Source organism: Pseudomonas pseudonitroreducens (assembly GCF_021603645.1).
Classification (GTDB): domain Bacteria; phylum Pseudomonadota; class Gammaproteobacteria; order Pseudomonadales; family Pseudomonadaceae; genus Pseudomonas; species Pseudomonas pseudonitroreducens.
This window is the reverse complement of the sequence record NZ_BQHJ01000016.1, coordinates 97,111-113,700: the sequence shown is the minus strand read 5'-3', so window position 1 is coordinate 113,700 and position 16,590 is coordinate 97,111. Positions and strand designations below refer to the sequence as shown.

Genomic DNA, 16,590 nt, shown 5'->3' with positions numbered 1-16,590 from the left:
CGGGGGTTGTGTCATGCCCATCTTTCGTCGCGCGCCGCGCCTGAGCGTCGTGGTCATCGTCTACAAGATGCCCGAGCAGGCCGACAAGACGCTGCAATCGCTCAGCCCTGCCTACCAGCACGGCGTGAACGAACGCGACTATGAAGTCATAGTCGTCGAGAACCATTCCGACCGATTGCTCGGTCGTGAGCGGGCCACCCGGCATGCCGGCAACGTGCGTTACTTCCACCGCGATGAGAAGGAGCGTACGCCCGTCCACGCTATCAACTTCGGTGCCGCCCAGGCTCGCGGGAGCCATGTTGCCATCATGATCGACGGCGCGCGCATGCTCTCCCCCGGTGTCCTGCGCCATGCGCTGGACGCTTTCCGTCTCGACGCCGAGGCGGCCGTCTCCGTGCCGGGCTATCACATCGGCCACAAGCTTCAGCAGGTGGCAGTGAACGAGGGCTATAACGAAGACGCCGAGCAGGTGCTGCTGCAAAGTATCGAATGGCCGAGCAACGGCTATCGCCTGTTCGACATCGCGGTGCTCAGCGGCTCCTGCCAGGGCGGCTTCTTCCAGGCCAACTACGAAAGCAATTTCATCGGCATGTCGCTGCGCAAGTGGAAGGCGCTGGGTGGGGTGAATCCGCGCTACAACGACTTTGGCGGCGGCAACGCCAACCTGGACCTCTACAAGCGCCTGCTGGAGTATCCGAACACGCCGTTCTACCTGCTCTACAGCGAAGGCTCGTTCCACCAGTTCCATGGTGGCGTGACCACCGGAACCCTGCGCGAGGAGCGCGAGCGGGTGTACAAGCTGCTGGACGCGCAGGACATCGAGATCCGTGGCGACAATCGCACGCCACCCAATGTGCGACCGATCCTGCTGGGCAGTGCGCATCCGCACATCTTCCGCTTCCTCAACCATTCGCTGGGCAGGGTGCAATCCGCATGACCTCGTTGCATGAGAAGCGCCCGCTGCTGTCGATCATCGTGATTGCCTACGACATGCCCCGTCAGGCACTGAACACCCTGATCAGCCTGGCGCCGGACTACCAGCAGGGCGTCGATGCGGATGACTACGAAGTCATCCTGGTGGAGAACCGTTCGCAGCGGAACATGGATGCCGACGCCATTGCGCGGTTGCCCGGCAATTTCCGCTACTACCTGCGCGACGAGGAAGGCGTGTCGCCTGCCCCGGCCATCAACTTCGGCTTCTCCCGGGCGCGTGGCCGCTTCATCGGCCTGATGATCGATGGCGCCCGCCTGGTCACTCCCGGCGTGGTGAAATATGCGCTGATGGCGTTCCGCATGAGCCCCGATGCCATGGTCGTGGTGCCCGGCTATCACCTGGGGGAGAACGAACAACAGTTCCACCTGACCCACGGCTATTCCGAGGAAGCCGAGCAGCAGTTGCTGGCCGATATCGGCTGGCCGGAGTCGGCCAATGGCTACCGGCTGTTCGACATCTCCTGCTGGAGCGGCGCCAACCCGAACGGCTACTTCCACCCGTTCATGGAAAGCAACTGCCTGTTCATCAACGCCCAGGTATTCCGCGACATCGGGCGTGCCGACGAGCGCTTCGACATGCCCGGCGGTGGCGCGCTGAACCTCTACCTCTACCGCAAGGCCGCCATGCACCCGCGCACCCAGTCGGTGATGCTGGTGGGTGAAGGCTCGTTCCATCAGTTGCACGGCGGTGTTACCACTTCCGAGGTGGCGGGGCGCGAGGAGCTGCTCAAGCGGCAGAGCGATCAGCTCTGCGCACTGCTTGGCGAGCCCTTCCGCTCGCCGACCGTGGAGCCCATTCTGCTTGGCCAGGCCAAGGCGCCCAGCCTGCGTTACCTCGAGCGCTCCGTGCAGCGCGGCATGGACCGTGTCCAGCGCTGCGCCGGACGCCAGGAAGATCCGTTCGCCGACCAGGCGCTCAAATCCGAATTTCGCCTCGCCCCGGTGCAGACGCCGGTGCGGATCATTGCTCCCCGACCCTACGCTTCCGGAGAAGGCCAGATCATGAAGACCCTCTACATGCCCCCGTCGATCAAGCATTTCGAGCCGCTGCACATGGTCTTCAGCACCTGGGTCGACCACCTGCCGTTCGGCTATGACCTGGTCACTGCGCTGCGGCCGAAGATGCTGGTGGAGCTGGGCACTCACAAGGGCCTGTCGTACTTCACCTTCTGCCAGGCGATGAAGGAAAACGACATCGACGGCGTCTGCTATGCGGTAGACACCTTCGAGGGTGACGCCCACACCGACAAATATGACGAGTCGGTGTTCAACGCGGTGAACAACCACAACCGCCAGCACTACCACGGCTTCTCGTACCTGATGCGGATGTTCTTCGAGGACGCGCTCAAGCACTTCGACGACGACAGCATCGAGTTGCTGCACATCGACGGCTTCCATACCTACGAGGCGGTGAGCGCCGACTTCGCCAACTGGTATCCGAAGGTGAAGCCGGGGGGCATCATCCTGTTCCACGATGTCATGGCGCGCCTGCAGGACTTCGGCGCCTGGAAGTTCTGGGACGAGACCCGCGGCCAGCACGAGACCTTCACCTTCAACCACGGTTTCGGCCTGGGCGTGCTGCGCAAGCCGGGCGGCGATCGCAGCAATGATCATCCGCTGCTCAAGTTGCTGTTCGAAGACGCCAAGGCTGACGAAGGTGCCGGCCTGCGTTCCTTCTACGTGCACGCCAGCAAGCACCTGGAGAACACCCGCAAGCTCAAGCGGCTGACCCAGGGGCAGCCGCAACAGCAGCCGGCCAACTGATTCGTGAGCGAGCGCGCCGACGCCCAGGCACACGCGCGATTCGCCGCTCTGGACGATCTGCGCGGCGCTGCGATTCTCCTGGTAGTCCTTTACCACGGCGTAACCCAGGCCTGGGGGTTTCAGCCGCCGCAGGGTGGGGACTACTGGCTGGCATTCATCTATGCCGGCAACAGCGGCGTCACCCTGTTCTTTCTGCTCAGCGGAATCCTCGTCTCGCGGCCCTTCTTCCTCGCGCGGCAGCGTCGCCAGCCGTTGGACCTGAAGCGTTACGCCGTGCAGCGGGCGTTGCGTATCCTGCCGCTCTACTACCTGATGGTCGTGGTGGGGGTGCTGGTTACCGGACATTACGAGCAATTGCCGGCGGCGCTGGCATTTCTCGCATGGGGTCATTCGCTGGGCACCTTCAGCAACGTCTGGTGGAGCCTGGCGACCGAGGTGCAGTTCTACGTCGTTCTACCGCTCATGTTCCTGATGCTGACCTACAGCCGGTGGCTGGTCGTGGCCGCGCTTCTGGCCTGGCTGGTCGTTTTCACGGCGGTGTGCCTGCATGCTGTCTCGTTTGGCCTGCTCGGCACCCTCTACTGGGTCCTTTCGCTGGGCGGCAAGCTGCCGGCGTTCCTGCTGGGCATGGGAATTGGCTGGGCACTGGTCGAGCGTCGTCTACCCAGCGTTGCCCCGCGATCCGGGCAGATTGGCCTGATGCTCCTGGCGATCATGCTGGCAGCTTTCCTGCAGGTCACCATTGAACACGGGGTAGTCGAGTTTTCCTTGCGGCAGCCCTGGGTCGTGTTGCCTGAAAGCCTGCTCTGGGGCGCGGTTGCCTGGCTGATGCTGGCGACGCCCGGCTTGGGTGGCGGAGCTGTCACCCGGCCACTGCGCTACCTGGGGCGCATTTCCTACTCTCTTTACCTGATTCACCTGCCGGTGATCATGTATTGCCTGTCCTTTGCCGAGACCCGTGGCGAGCCCGTTGCCCTCGGCGTGTCACTGGGCCTTGGTCTGAGCCTTGTGCTGGCGCACCTGAGCTACAGCGTGATCGAAAAGCCCTTCCTTTCGCTGAAGAGTCGGTACTCTTCGAACACCCAGCTTTCCGAGGCCTCGCCAGTATGATTTGCGCTTGTAAGCCGTGGGTATGCCACTTCGCGACCCTGCACGATGTGCGTGCGCTCAGAACGGCCGGCAAACCGACTCATGGCTGAGCCCCTCGACGTTCGCGCCGGGCTACGTCAGCCCGCCAGCTATCTGCCCGAACTGGAGTCCTTGCGCGGCTGGGCGATCCTGCTGGTGGTGGGCTTCCACTATTTCGGCATTCTCGCCCTGGCCGAGCGCCCGGACAATCCGCTGTGGGTGACTTTGCTCGGTGGCGGCAATACCGGCGTCACGCTGTTCTTCGTGCTCAGTGGCTTCCTGCTCGCACGGCCGTTCCTCGCCGGCCTGCGCAACGGTGAACAGGTGAGCATCCGGCGCTTCTATTCGGCGCGATTCTTCCGCATCGTGCCGCTCTACTATGCGGCGGTGCTGCTCGCCTGGTTCATGACGCAGAAGGCAGCGGCTCTCAAGGCCCTGCTGTTCATTCCGATCGGCTTCCAGGCCTTCCCGTTCAGCGTGCCCTGGTGGTCGCTGTGCACCGAAATCCAGTTCTACCTGCTGTTGCCCTGGGCCATGTGGCTGCTGCGCTACCGTGCTGGACGCTGGCTGGTAGGGGGCACGCTGCTGGTATGGGCCGCGGCGCATGTCTACCTGTTCCATTCGCCGGGATGGCTGTCACCGACCAACTTCTGGGAAAACTCGCTGTTCGGCCGTGCCGGCGCCTTCCTGGTGGGTGCGGCCTGCGCCAGGTTCAGCCTGGGGCGCGGCTACGACTGGCTGCGCCAACGGGCGCTCGTCTGCGCCGTGCTGCTGGTCGGCTGCCTGCTGGGGCTGGGGCGCCTGTGGCTGTGGTTCTCCCTCAGCGGGGAGCGCAATGCCCTGCAGGCACTGCCGATGTACCACAACATCGAATCAATGCTCTGGGGCGCGGTGATGATCGCGTTGCTGGCGCTGAGCTGGCGCATCAAGGTGCTGTTGGCCAATCCGCTGCTGGACCACTTCGGAGGAATTTCCTACTCGCTGTACCTGATACACGTCCCCGTGCAGTTCTACTGCCTGTACCCGTTGAAGGCTGCCGGCATGACCCTGGACGCGAACGCCGATGCCTATCTGTTGCGCATCGCCTTCAGCCTGGTGCTGTCTTGGGGGCTGGCGTGGTTGAGCTATCGCCTGGTGGAGCTGCCCTTCCTGCGGCTGAAGTCGCACCTGGCGACCTATACCGGGCGCGCCCCCTGGGCGCGCCGTGCTGCCGATGCCTGAGACCGGTCAGGCCGGTACGTCGCGCCAGTGGGTGGCAAAGCCGGGTTGTGCTTCGCCTTCCGGGCGGCCATTGGTGTAGTAGTACAGCGCCAGGGAACGGCGATAGATGCCATCGGGGCAGGTAAGCGGCTGCGGGTGTCCGTGGAATGAGCTGGATGTGGTACTGAACACCACGCAGCGGTTGGCGATCGGCAGCACGCGACGGGGCGGGCCGGCCATCTCCGTGTCCCACAGTTCGAGGTGGCCGCCATAGCTTTCCGGCCACTCCTCGTTCAGATAGATCAGTACGTTCAACCGGCGGTCCAGGCCAAAGTCGCGATGAGTGGCGAAGTCGGTGTGAACCTTGAGGAAGCCGCCGCGGGAAATCTGATGGATGCCCGCGCCGCGCAGGTTGGGGTCGGGGATCAGGTTGGCAATGCCGCTCAGCTGCGCCAGATAGTCGAGGAACGCATGGGAGTTGAGCTCCCAGAACAATTGGCGGTACGTCGGCGGCATGCGCAGCGGGTCGCGGATATTGCGCTTGTCCTTCTGCACATACTCGCCGCTGGCCTTGTCGGTGTGCGTGGCATTGTTCCACAGGGGGTCGCTCTGATCGTGCGGGTATTCCTGCAGGAGCCGGGCGAAGGTCGAGGGAGGCAGAAAGTTGTCGATGACGATATGCGGAAAGGGCGCATTGCCGGCATAGTTCGGTGCCTGTTCGGCCACCCTGGCCATCAGGGCGGGATAGTCCAGCAGCAGTCCATGGGACGGAGCGCCGACATCGCCGTTGCTCTTTGGGGTGAAAAGATTCTTAAGCATTTTTCGGGAATTCACTGAATGTTGTTCTTTTCCACGCGAGCGGCAGCTGCGCTCACGACCCGACTAGCCATTGCCTGGCTGATTCTGCTTGCCATGGTCCCTGTGAGCAATGCTCAGGATCAAGGCGCCAAACCGAATATCCTGTTCGTCCTCACCGACGACCTGGGCGTCAACGACATTGGCGCCTGGGGCGATGGCAAGGCACCCACGCCGACCCTCGACGAGCTCAGCCGGCAGTCGCTGCGCTTCCGCCAGCACTATACCGACAGTACCTGCTCAGTCAGCCGCGCGGCGCTGATCACCGGGCGTGCTCCGGTCAGCATTGGCTTCGAGCCCAACGGCCTTGGACTATCGCCGGACCTGCAGACCTTGCCCGAGTCGCTGAAGCGGCTGGGCTACAGCACCCATCACATCGGCAAGTGGCACATCGGCGAGGCCATCGAATACCTGGATATCCGGCCCAACCACCACGGTTTCGATGACTGGTTCGGCATGCTCAACCACTTCGTGCTGCACGGGCCGGACAAGAACGGCAAGCTGGTGAACGGCCCGCCGACCTACATCAACCCCTGGCTGGAAACCAACGACGGTCCGCCCGTGCAATATCAAGGGCATCTGGACGACATACTCACCGACCGTGCCATCGAGCTGATCAAGCAGGGCCGGTCGGGCGGCAAGCCCTGGTTCATCAACCTGTGGCTGTTCTCGCCGCATCATCCGTTCCAGCCTTCGGAAACCTTCCGCAGCCAGTTCCCGGACACCGATGAAGGCCGTTATCTGGCGGTGCTCAAGCAACTGGACCACAACGTCGCCCGACTGCTCGACAGCCTGCGCAGCAGTGGCCAGTTGGATAACACCCTGGTGGCTTTCACCAGCGACAACGGCAGCCCGAACCTGGCCCGCGACAGCAATTTCCCGCTGACCGGCACCAAGATGACCTATCTCGAAGGTGGCGTGCGCACTCCGCTGCTGATGCTCTGGCCCGGCCATCGTGGCAACGCGGACGTCACCGGCATCAGCCACATTACCGATCTTTATCCCACGCTGGTCGGCATGGCCGGCGGCAAGGCACCGGCCGGGCTGAGCGGGCGCGACCTGTCGGGCTATATCGCCAAAGGTCAGCCACTGCCCAGGGTCGATGCACTCTACTGGGCCGCGGACGTGATGACCTGGGGCATGACCTATGGCGGCCATCTCACCGGGCGTGGCCTGTTCTACCGGCCCACGCTGGGCAAGCTGGAGAGCCATCCGGTCACCGGCCCGCTGGGGGGGAGTGCTCCCAAGACCGAGGCTTTTGAGCCGATAGGCCGCGACGAAGCGATGAACCTGCTGCGTGGCTGGGAGCAGAAATACCGACCGATTCCCCTCACCTGGCACCCTGCCGCCGGCAGGAAACCGGCGTTCCTCAGCGGCCGCGACTACCAGCGTGCGCCGGTCCACGGGGCCTACAGCCTGGGGCTGGGATTGGGCAAGGCGCGGCTTGATGGCGCGCGGCAGGTCCTGGTCGAACAGGAAGGGCTATGGGGCATGGCCATCGAGAAGGGGCGAATCGAAGTGTGGCGTGGCCCGCTGCGCGTGCAGAGCGAGCCACTGGTCCTGGATCGCCAGTGCAATACCCTGGTGGCCAGCTTCAACGTGAAGCCCTACTCGAAATTCCCGTTCCCGGGGCCGGAAAAGGGCGCGCTGACGGTCTACCTCAATGGCAAGGCCATCCTGCAGTCCCAGGAGCCGATGCCGCGACCGGAAACCGCCGCGCCGTTGGCGCATCCGACCTACATTGGCGCTTCCGCCAGCGGTGCCGATCGATTCGCCGGCAGGATCGCCAAGCCGCTGCTGGTGGACAAGTTCATGCTGCCGCAGTTGGACGGCTACGGCCTGGACGACATGCAGGCGACGCTCTGCCCGAGCGCCACCGCCGCCCGCTGAGAAGCCTGGAGGCCTAGATCGCCTCCAGCTTCGCATACCCCATCATCAGCCACTTGCTGCCCTCGCTGTCGAAGTTCACCTGCACCCGCGCCTGGGCGCCGGAGCCTTCGAAGTTGAGGATCACGCCGTCGCCGAACAGTGGGTGACGTACGGACTGGCCGAGGCTGAACGGAGTGTCCGGTACGCTGGCGCCGCTGAACAGGCTGCCGCTGCGCTGGTTGCCGGACAGCGGCCGGCTTACCGAGTTGGACAGGCGTACTTCCTGGATCAGGCTCGGCGGGATTTCGCGGACGAAGCGCGACACCTTGTTGTAGGTCTCGCTGCCATACAGCCGGCGGGTTTCTGCGTAGGTCATGACCAGGCGCTGCATGGCGCGGGTGATGCCCACGTAGGCCAGGCGGCGTTCTTCCTCGAGACGGCCGGGTTCTTCCAGGCTCATCTTGTGCGGGAACAAGCCTTCTTCCATGCCGGCGAGGAACACCAGCGGGAATTCCAGGCCCTTGGCGCTGTGCAGTGTCATCAGCTGCACGCTGTCTTCGAAGGCGTCGGCCTGGGTGTCGCCGGACTCCAGCGCGGTGTGGTCGAGGAAGGCCACCAGCGGCGGGGTGTCCTCGTCGTCCGGAGTCTCGAAGGCGCGCGCGGCGCTGACCAGTTCTTCCAGGTTTTCCACCCGGGCCTGGCCTTTCTCGCCCTTTTCTTCCTTGTGGTAGGTGAGCAGGCCGGATTGCTCGATGACGATCTGGGCCATCTGGTGCAGCGGCAGGCCTTCGACCTTCACCGCCAGCAGGTCGACGGTCTCGAGGAAGCCGTTCAGCGCGCTGGCAGCGCGACCGGCCACGGCCTTGGCGGCGATCACGTCGTTGATCGCGCGCCACATCGAGGTGCCGTTGAGGCGCGCAGCGTTGCGGATCGCCTCGACGGTCTTCTCGCCGATGCCGCGCGGCGGCACGTTGATCACCCGCTCCAGCGCGGCGTCGTCGTCGCGCAGGCGGATCAGCCGCAGGTAGGCCAGGGCGTTCTTGATCTCGGCGCGCTCGAAGAAGCGCTGGCCGCCGTAGATGCGGTAGGGGATCTTCTCGCGCAGCAGCGCCTCTTCCAGTACCCGGGACTGGGCGTTGGAGCGGTAGAGGATGGCGATTTCGCTGCGCTTCAAGCCGTCCTTGCGCAGGGCATCCTCGATGGTCTCGACGATGTAGCGCGCCTCGTCGTGCTCGTTGAAGCCCGAATACAGGGTGATCGGGTCGCCGTCGACGCCGTCGGTCCACAGCTCCTTGCCCAGGCGCCCGCTGTTGTTGGCGATCAGCGCGTTGGCGGCCTTGAGGATGGTGGCGGTGGAGCGGTAGTTCTGCTCCAGGCGGATGTCCTCGGTGCCGGCGAAGTCATCGCCGAACTGCTGGATGTTCTCGATCTTCGCGCCGCGCCAGCCGTAGATCGACTGGTCGTCGTCGCCCACCACCATCAGGCTCTCGCCGCCCTTGCCGAGGAAGCGCAGCCAGGCGTACTGCACGGCGTTGGTGTCCTGGAATTCGTCCACCAGGATGTGACGGAAGCGCCGCTGGTAATGCTCCAGCAGGCTTGGGCGATCGCGCCAGAGGTCCAGCGAGCGCAGCAGCAACTCGGCGAAGTCGACCACCCCGGCGCGAGCGCAGGCGTCTTCGTAGGCCTGGTAGACGCTGACCATGGTCGACAGGTACAGGTCGCCACCGGCCTGGATGTTCTGCGGGCGGTTGCCCTCGTCCTTCTGCCCGTTGATGAACCACTGCGCCTGGCGCGGCGGCCAGCGCTGCTCGTCGAGGCCCATCTCGCGCACCACGCGCTTGACCAGACGCAGCTGGTCGTCGCTGTCGAGGATCTGGAAGTTCTCCGGCAGCCCGGCTTCCTGCCAGTGCGCGCGCAGCAGGCGGTGCGCCAGGCCGTGGAAGGTGCCGACCCACATGCCGGCCGGGTTGATCCCCAGCAACTGCTCGATCCGCGCGCGCATCTCGGCGGCGGCCTTGTTGGTGAAAGTCACGGCCAGGATGCTGTGCGGCGAGGCGTTCTCGACCTGGATCAGCCAGGCGATACGGTGCACCAGCACGCGGGTCTTGCCGGACCCGGCGCCAGCGAGCACGCGCTGGCGCCCCAGCGGCGCGGCCACGGCCTGGCGCTGCGGGTCATTGAGGGAGTTGAGCAGGTAGGAGATGTCATCGTTCATGGGGCGGCATTCTACCGACGGGCGGTTTTCCCCGGCAAACCGGGCCGCTGTCCGGCGTCTTCCCGACGAAAGTTGGGAGGGCGCGCAGCCAATTGCCATCATCCTGCTTGGGTGGGGCTACCTCCTCGGGTATGCTCCGCCGACGCCTAGGCCAGAACCTACAAGAAAAACGCCTATGACCGCTTATGTAGAGCCTTCGGCGATCCCGGTGAGCCATGCCGAGATCCGCCAGCAGTATGCTCACGAAATTGCCGTCGAACGCACGCGCCTGCTGTATCAGGGCTCGCGGGTACCGACCCTGCTCATGCTGCTCAACGGTTTGGCCTGCGCCGGTCTGTTGTGGGATTACGTGCAGCCGGGGCTGCTCGCCGGCTGGTTGATCTGGCTGGTGCTGCTGGCCGTGCTGCGGCTGATCCAGGTGTCCGCCTTCAATGCCGCTTCCGCCGAGCGCCAGGCCAGCCCGCACTGGCAGCGCACCTTCCTGTTCGGCGCCGGCGCCTCGGGCCTGACCCTGGCGTTTGCCGCCATCGCCCTGGTTCCGCCGGACGCGTTCCTCCAGCAATCCCTGGTGTTCGGCCTGATCGCCGCGGCCATCCTGTCCGCCAGCGTCGCCTACGCGGTCAGCCTGCCGGCCTTTCTCACCTTCGCCCTGCCTTGTCTGTTTCCCTCGATTGCCTATTTGTTGATCAGCGCCAACCCGCTGCAGCAGGGCTGGGGCGTGTTGGGGGTGATTCTCCTGGCCGCGCTGCTGGTGGTGGCCTGGCAGATCCACCGGGTAGTGCATGTCGGCCTGCTGCGGCGTTTCCAGGCCCAGGCGCTGGTGGCGCATCTGGAGCACGCCAAGGCGCAGACCGAGGCGCTGAACCAGGACCTGGAGCGTGAAGTCGAGCAGCGCCGCCGTGCCGAACGCGAGCTCTGCCGCGCCCGCGACGCGCTGCAGGAGCGGGTGGAAGCGGGTAGTGCCAAGCTCAGCCACACCGAGGCGCGCCTGGCCCTGGCGCTGGAAGCCAGCGAACTGGGCCTGTGGGACTGGAACCTGTTGACCGACGAGGTGCACCACTCCCATCTGGAGGAGATTTTCGGGCTGACCCAGGCGGCGGTGAAGAGCGTGCGCAACGATCTGCGCCCGCGCCTGCATCCCGATGACCTGCCGCTGCTGCGCCGGGCCCTGGTCGAGCATCTCAAGGGCCGTACCGACGGCTACCGCATCGAATACCGGGTGCGCCACGCCGCCGGTCATTGGGTGTGGGTCGAGGATCGCGGCCGGGTGATGGAGCGCGATGCTCGCGGGCAGGTCACGCGGATGGTCGGCACCCGCGCCGACATTTCCACCCGCAAGCAGCGCGAGGAAGAACAACGCCTGGCGGCGACGGTATTCGAGGCCGCCAGTGAGGGCATCATCATCCTCGACCCGGATTACCGGCTGATTGCCCTCAACGAGGCTTTCACCCGCCTCACCGGCTACCGTCGCGAGGATGTGCTGGGGCATAACGTCGCGCGTCTGATGGGCTCCTCGGAGGCACTGCGGCGTTACCAGTCGATCCGCACCGAGCTGGAACGCCAGGGTACCTGGCAGGGCGAGTTGATCGAGACGCGCAAGAACGGCGAGCTCTACCCCCAGTGGCTGCAACTGAACGTGGTGCGCGACGGCCGCGGCCAGGTTACCCACGTCGTTGGCTTCTTCGCCGACCTGACTGCCCGCCGCGATGCCGAGGAGCGCCTGCGTTACCTCTCGCATTACGACGAACTTACCGGGCTGGCCAACCGCGCGCTGTTCAAGGAGCGGCTGCACGAGGCCAGCCAGCGCGCGCGCCAGGAGGGCCGCACGGCGGCGTTGCTGCTGATCGACCTGGACCGCTTCAAGCTGCTCAACGACAGCCTTGGTCATGAGGTTGCCGACCAACTGCTGCGGCAGATGTCGCGGCGCATGACCCAGACGGTACCCGAGGCCGACACCATCGCCCGGCTGTCCGGTGACGAGTTCGCCGTGCTGATCGACTCCTATGCCAGCCTCGCCGCGCTCGCGCGGCTATCCAGTCGACTGCTGGCCAAGCTGCGCACCCCGATGACCGTAGGCGGCCACGAACTGGTGGTCAGCGCCTCGGTAGGCATCAGCCTGCTGCCGGACAACGCCTGGGAAATTTCCGCGCTGATGAGCCAGGCGAACATGGCCATGCAGCACTCCAAGCACCTGGGCGGCAATACCTTCCAGTTCTTCACCGACAACCTGCAGGCCTGCACCCTGGAGCGCCTGCAGCTGGAAACCCGCTTGCGCAAGGCCATCGACGAGGGCCAGCTGGACGTGCACTACCAGCCCAAGCTGAACCTGGCCAACGAACGCCTGGACAGCGCCGAGGCGCTGGTGCGCTGGCGCCACCCGGAAATGGGCATGGTGCCGCCCGGGGATTTCATCGGCCTGGCCGAGGAAACCGGGTTGATCGGTGCCATCGGCGAATTCGTCCTGCGCCGTGCGTGCCAGCAGGCCCGTGCGTGGCAGCTTCGGGGTCGCGAGTTGCGGGTATCGGTGAACCTGTCAGTGCACCAGCTGCGCACCGGCAACCTGGTCGACCTGGTGCGCACTGTGCTGGAAGAGACCGGCCTGCCATCGCACCTGCTGGAGCTCGAACTCACCGAAAGCCAGCTGCTGGACAACGTCGAAAGCGTTACCACGACCTTCCGCCAACTGCGCGAAATGGGTGTGAAGCTAGCCATCGACGACTTCGGTACCGGCTATTCCTCGCTCAGCTACCTGAAGCGCTTCCCGGTGGATTACGTGAAGATCGACCAGACCTTCATCCGCGATCTGTCGGAACGTGGCGAGGACGCGGCCATCACCCGGGCAATCATCGCCATGGCGCACAGCCTGGAGTTGAAGGTGGTAGCCGAAGGCGTCGAGCATGCCGAGCAATTGCGTTTCCTGCGGGCTCACGGCTGCGATGAGATCCAGGGTTACCTGATCAGCCAGCCGGTGCCGGCGGATGCCTGCCTGGCGCTGCTGGAGAGAAGCGACCGACTGGCTCAATGATGCAGGTGGTCACCCGATACGCCCTGCAGCACGCTCTGGTCGATCTCGCTGAAACCCAGCACCCGTCCGCCCTCGGCGTTGGCCATGCGTTCTGCGTCCGCGCGTTCGGAGAATGACGCGAGGGTAGCGCCCATGGCGCCGGGACGTTTCACCCCAACCACATAGAAGGCGCTGGTGGCGTCGATCAGGTGGCGGTCATCGGGATGGTTCCAGTCGCTGCGGGCCATGTCGTGCACATACAGGCGTGCGCCGCTGTGCTGGTTCTCCGGCTGCAGCCACCAGCCCAGCAGCTCGGCGGTGGAGCAAAACTTGTGCACGGCGCCGGGAGCCACGGCTTCGCCCTTCGGCCCTGCGAAGTCACTGATGACCATGCCGCAGACGTGACATTCCTCACCCTCCTTGAAGGGTACCGGGCCCAGGTCTGCGTTCTGTTGGGCTGCATCGTCGCAACCGCCGAGCAGCAGGGAGAGAAGCCCGGCAGCGAGGCCGAGGCGAAGTGAGCGGAAATGCAGCATGGGGAAACTCCTCGAATCAGATCGGTCGCCGGCGGAACAGCGCATAAGCCAGTGCCAGTGCGGCCAGGGTCCAGGCGCACAGCGCCAGCCAGAGCCCGGCAACGGGAACGCTGAGATCGCGACCCAGGGTCAGCACGCCTCCCAGCTCGGAACCGAAGCCGGGCAGGTTGATCAGCCGGTACAGGTCGGTGGGGTTGAGTAACAACAGCCAGGGCAGCAGGTTGGCGCTGAGCTGGCCCTTGCCGATCACCAGAAGGGCGAGCAGGGCCAGGTCGAACAGCAGCACGAAGAAGAACCACACGCCCAGGGCGAGGCCCGCGGCGGTGGACTTCTCGCTGACCCGCGCGCTCAACGCGTAGGCCATGGCCAGGAAGGTCCAGCCCAGCAGGCAGGACGACAGGATGAAGCGGCCGAAGGAGCCCAGCAGCTGCCCCAGCGGGATGCCGGGTACCAGCACGGCAATGGCCAGCGCCGCGGCGGAGAAGCCCAGCAGCGTGGCAAGGCCGAGGATCAGCCCGTGGCCGAGAAACTTGCCGATCAGCAGTTGCCCGCGCCCCAGTGGATAGGTGAGCAGGAGCAGCAAGGTGCCGCCTTCTTCCTCGCCAACGATGGCGTCGTAGGCCAGCAGCAGGGCGATCAGAGGCATCAGGAAGGTAGCCAGGCTGGTCAGGCTGGCGAGGGTCGCCGGTAAGGAAGTGAAGCCCACCTGGCCGCTGGCGGCCGCGCCCAGCCAGGCGATACCGACTGCGAGCAGCGCGAACAGCAGGCTGATGGCGAGCAGCCAGCGATTGCGCAGGCCATCGGCCAGTTCCTTGCGGGCGACGTTCCAGATCGGGTTCATGCCGGGGCTCCCGCTTGCGTGCTCTGCATGTGATGGCGATAGAGGTCCTCCAGTGAAGGCGGCAGCACTTCGAGTTCCTGTGCGCGCTCGGCGAGCAGCACGCTGAGCACCTCGTGCTGGCGTTCTTCCGTGACCCGCAGCTCCAGGCGCCGACCATCCAGGGCGGCGACTCCGTGGCCGGCGGTGCGCCAGCGCCGCGGCCAGTCGCCGTCGGGGCTGCCGGCAAAACGGATGCGCACCGGCAGGCCGGCGTCGCGGCGTAGATCGGCCAGGCTGCCGACGGTGAGCAGCCGGCCCTTGGCAAGGATCGCGGCACGGTCGATATGTGATTCCACGCCGGGCAGCACGTGCGAGCAGAGGATGATGCCGGTGCCTTGTGCGCGCAGACGGTCCAGCCACTGGTACAGCTCGATGGTGGCCAATGGATCGAGGCCGACTGTGGGTTCGTCGAGCAGCAGCAGTTGTGGCCGGCCGAGCAGCGCCTGGGCCAGGCCGAGGCGCTGGCGCATGCCTTTGGAATAGGTTTTCACCCGGCGTTGCGCGGCGTGGCTCAGGCCGAGCTGCTCGAGCAACTCGTCCGCCTCGGAGGGCCGGGCACCCTTGAGCCGGGCGAAGTGCAGCAACGTTTCACGGCCACTGAGCTGTGGATAGAACGTCACGTTTTCCGGCAGGAAACCGATGCGCTGGCGCACCGTCGGCTCGCTGGGAGACTGGCCGAAAACACGCACGCTGCCCTGGGTCGGCCGCAGCAGGCCGAGGATCAGCTTGATCGTGGTGGTCTTGCCGGCACCGTTGTGTCCCAGCAGGCCGAGGACTTCGCCGGCGCCCAGTTGCAGGTCCAGTCCATCCAGCGCGGTGAAACCACCGTAGGCCAGGCTAGCGTCGCGGATATCCACAGGGTTCATGGTTGCGCCTCCAGATCAGGCGCACGCATCAGCGGGAAGCTGTCGCGCACGCCGGGCGGACGGGTGACGGGAAAGGCGCGCTGGACCCAACGCAGCAATTCGATGGCAGGGCTGGTCATCAGTAACTGCACCTGCGGGTACATCCACATCAGTTGGTCGACCTTGTCATTGGGCTCGTAGGCGACGTCGCCGATGCCGTCGGCATTGCGGTCCCAGCCCAGGTAGTCGCTCCAGTAGTTGCCGCGCCCATCGACGGACCACTCCTGGGTACGGCTGGCCACGTACTTGACCTGCTGGCGGTTGCCGACAAAGGCGTTGCCGGCGATGCGGTTGTCCTCCGAACCGGCGGTCAGGTGGATGCCCAGGGCGCTGCTTTCGAAGCGGTTGTCCTCGATGCGATTGAACAGCGAGTTGTAGATGAACAGGGCCTTGCCTTCGGCGCCGGCGATCATCGCGTCGCCGCCACCATCGCCGCTGCGCACGGCTTCGACGCGGTTGCCGGTGAGGGTGGAGTAGGTGATGTAGTTCATCAGGATGCCGTAGTTCTGGTCGTCTACCGAGCGGTTGCCGACCACGGTGAGCTTGCGGCTCTGCATCAGCGCGTAGCCGGTGCGGGTGTGCCGGGTGGTGTTGCCGATGACGCGGCTGTTATGGGTGAACATGTAGTGCACGCCGTAGCGCAGGTCTTCGAAGAGGTTGGCTTCGATGGTGCTGTCGTTGGAGGTGTCGATGTAGACGCCGTCGCGGGTCTGGCGGACCTGGTTGCCGCGCACCAGGGCGTTCTTCACGGCATAGAGGTGGATACCGTTGCCGCGGTCCTGGGAGCGCACGCCCGGGTCACCCTGGATTCGGTTGTCGAGTATCTGCACGTCGGCCACGGCATCGAGCCAGATACCGAAGCCGGCGCCCTGCAGGTCATTGCCGCGTACCACGGTGCCGCGCGCCGCCTGGTCGATGAAGATTGCCGCGTCCATGGCGGTGAGGTCGTGCCCCCAGTTGCGCAGGGTGCAGTTCTCGATGGTGACGCCGGGTACCCGCACGTGCAGCGTGCTGCCCGTGCCCTGCCCGTCGATCAGGGCGCCAGGCTCGCAGCGCAGGTGCAGCGGGTGGTCGATGGCAAAGGAGCCGTGGTAGGTGCCGGCTGGCAGCGTGCGAATGTCGCCATCGAGCTGCAGCGGCAGTTGGTCGATGGCTTGAGGCTGTGGCTTTGGCTGCGCTTGGGCGCTTGTCGCGAGCAGTAGCAACAGCGCCAGTCCAGGCCTGGATGGTCCCATGCAACA

The 16,590-nt window shown here is 65.3% G+C and carries 12 protein-coding genes; 6 read left to right on the top strand and 6 right to left on the bottom strand.

From position 1 onward, the window contains the following. Positions 1–13: 13 nt before the first annotated feature. From L6D89_RS29830 to L6D89_RS29815, 4 genes are all read left to right on the top strand, one after another. Positions 14–937, top strand: coding sequence for a glycosyltransferase family 2 protein (locus tag L6D89_RS29830; RefSeq protein WP_236202047.1), 924 nt, complete (start codon positions 14–16; stop codon positions 935–937). Further along, positions 934–2,757, top strand: a complete 1,824-nt coding sequence (locus L6D89_RS29825; RefSeq protein ID WP_236202046.1) for a class I SAM-dependent methyltransferase — start codon at positions 934–936, stop codon at positions 2,755–2,757. Before L6D89_RS29830 ends, L6D89_RS29825 begins: the two co-directional genes overlap by 4 nt. Before the next feature lie 3 nt (positions 2,758–2,760). Beyond that, positions 2,761–3,867 carry an acyltransferase family protein gene (locus L6D89_RS29820; protein ID WP_236202045.1) on the top strand — a complete coding sequence of 369 codons (1,107 nt, stop codon included), beginning with the start codon at positions 2,761–2,763 and terminating at the stop codon, positions 3,865–3,867. An 81-nt stretch (positions 3,868–3,948) separates the two neighbouring features. Then, on the top strand, positions 3,949–5,106 hold the full coding sequence (locus tag L6D89_RS29815) for an acyltransferase family protein (protein ID WP_236202044.1): 1,158 nt from the start codon (positions 3,949–3,951) through the stop codon (positions 5,104–5,106). Between the two features lie 6 nt (positions 5,107–5,112). Here the strand turns inward: L6D89_RS29815 and L6D89_RS29810 are convergent, their stop codons facing one another. After that, positions 5,113–5,904, bottom strand: a complete 792-nt coding sequence (locus L6D89_RS29810; protein WP_236202043.1) for a 2OG-Fe(II) oxygenase — start codon at positions 5,902–5,904, stop codon at positions 5,113–5,115. Between the two features lie 18 nt (positions 5,905–5,922). Here L6D89_RS29810 and L6D89_RS29805 point away from each other — a divergent pair, with 18 nt between their 5' ends. After that, positions 5,923–7,830, top strand: a complete 1,908-nt coding sequence (locus L6D89_RS29805) for a sulfatase family protein (protein ID WP_236202042.1) — start codon at positions 5,923–5,925, stop codon at positions 7,828–7,830. A gap of 13 nt (positions 7,831–7,843) precedes the next feature. On the opposite strand, the gene uvrD is transcribed toward L6D89_RS29805, so the two are convergent. Then, the gene (gene uvrD, locus L6D89_RS29800) at positions 7,844–10,024 is read right to left on the bottom strand and encodes a DNA helicase II (RefSeq protein WP_236202041.1); all 2,181 of its coding nucleotides are present in this window, start codon (positions 10,022–10,024) and stop codon (positions 7,844–7,846) included. A 175-nt stretch (positions 10,025–10,199) separates the two neighbouring features. On the opposite strand from uvrD, the gene L6D89_RS29795 reads away from it, so the two are divergent. Beyond that, positions 10,200–13,049, top strand: a complete 2,850-nt coding sequence (locus tag L6D89_RS29795) for an EAL domain-containing protein (protein WP_236202040.1) — start codon at positions 10,200–10,202, stop codon at positions 13,047–13,049. On the opposite strand, the gene L6D89_RS29790 is transcribed toward L6D89_RS29795, so the two are convergent. Genes L6D89_RS29790 through L6D89_RS29775 form a run of 4 tightly spaced genes read right to left on the bottom strand, consistent with a single transcriptional unit; the run spans position 13,043 to position 16,584 of the window. Continuing rightward, positions 13,043–13,564, bottom strand: coding sequence for a nitrous oxide reductase accessory protein NosL (locus L6D89_RS29790; RefSeq protein WP_236202039.1), 522 nt, complete (start codon positions 13,562–13,564; stop codon positions 13,043–13,045). The two genes, L6D89_RS29795 and L6D89_RS29790, sit on opposite strands and share 7 nt — an antisense overlap. Before the next feature lie 16 nt (positions 13,565–13,580). Next, on the bottom strand, positions 13,581–14,405 hold the full coding sequence (locus L6D89_RS29785) for an ABC transporter permease (RefSeq protein WP_236202038.1): 825 nt from the start codon (positions 14,403–14,405) through the stop codon (positions 13,581–13,583). Further along, the gene (locus tag L6D89_RS29780) at positions 14,402–15,310 is read right to left on the bottom strand and encodes an ABC transporter ATP-binding protein (protein WP_236202037.1); all 909 of its coding nucleotides are present in this window, start codon (positions 15,308–15,310) and stop codon (positions 14,402–14,404) included. The genes L6D89_RS29785 and L6D89_RS29780 overlap by 4 nt, the downstream gene beginning before the upstream one ends. Further along, complete coding sequence (locus L6D89_RS29775) at positions 15,307–16,584, bottom strand: nitrous oxide reductase family maturation protein NosD (RefSeq protein ID WP_236202036.1); 1,278 nt, start codon at positions 16,582–16,584, stop codon at positions 15,307–15,309. Before L6D89_RS29775 ends, L6D89_RS29780 begins: the two co-directional genes overlap by 4 nt. Positions 16,585–16,590: the final 6 nt, after the last annotated feature.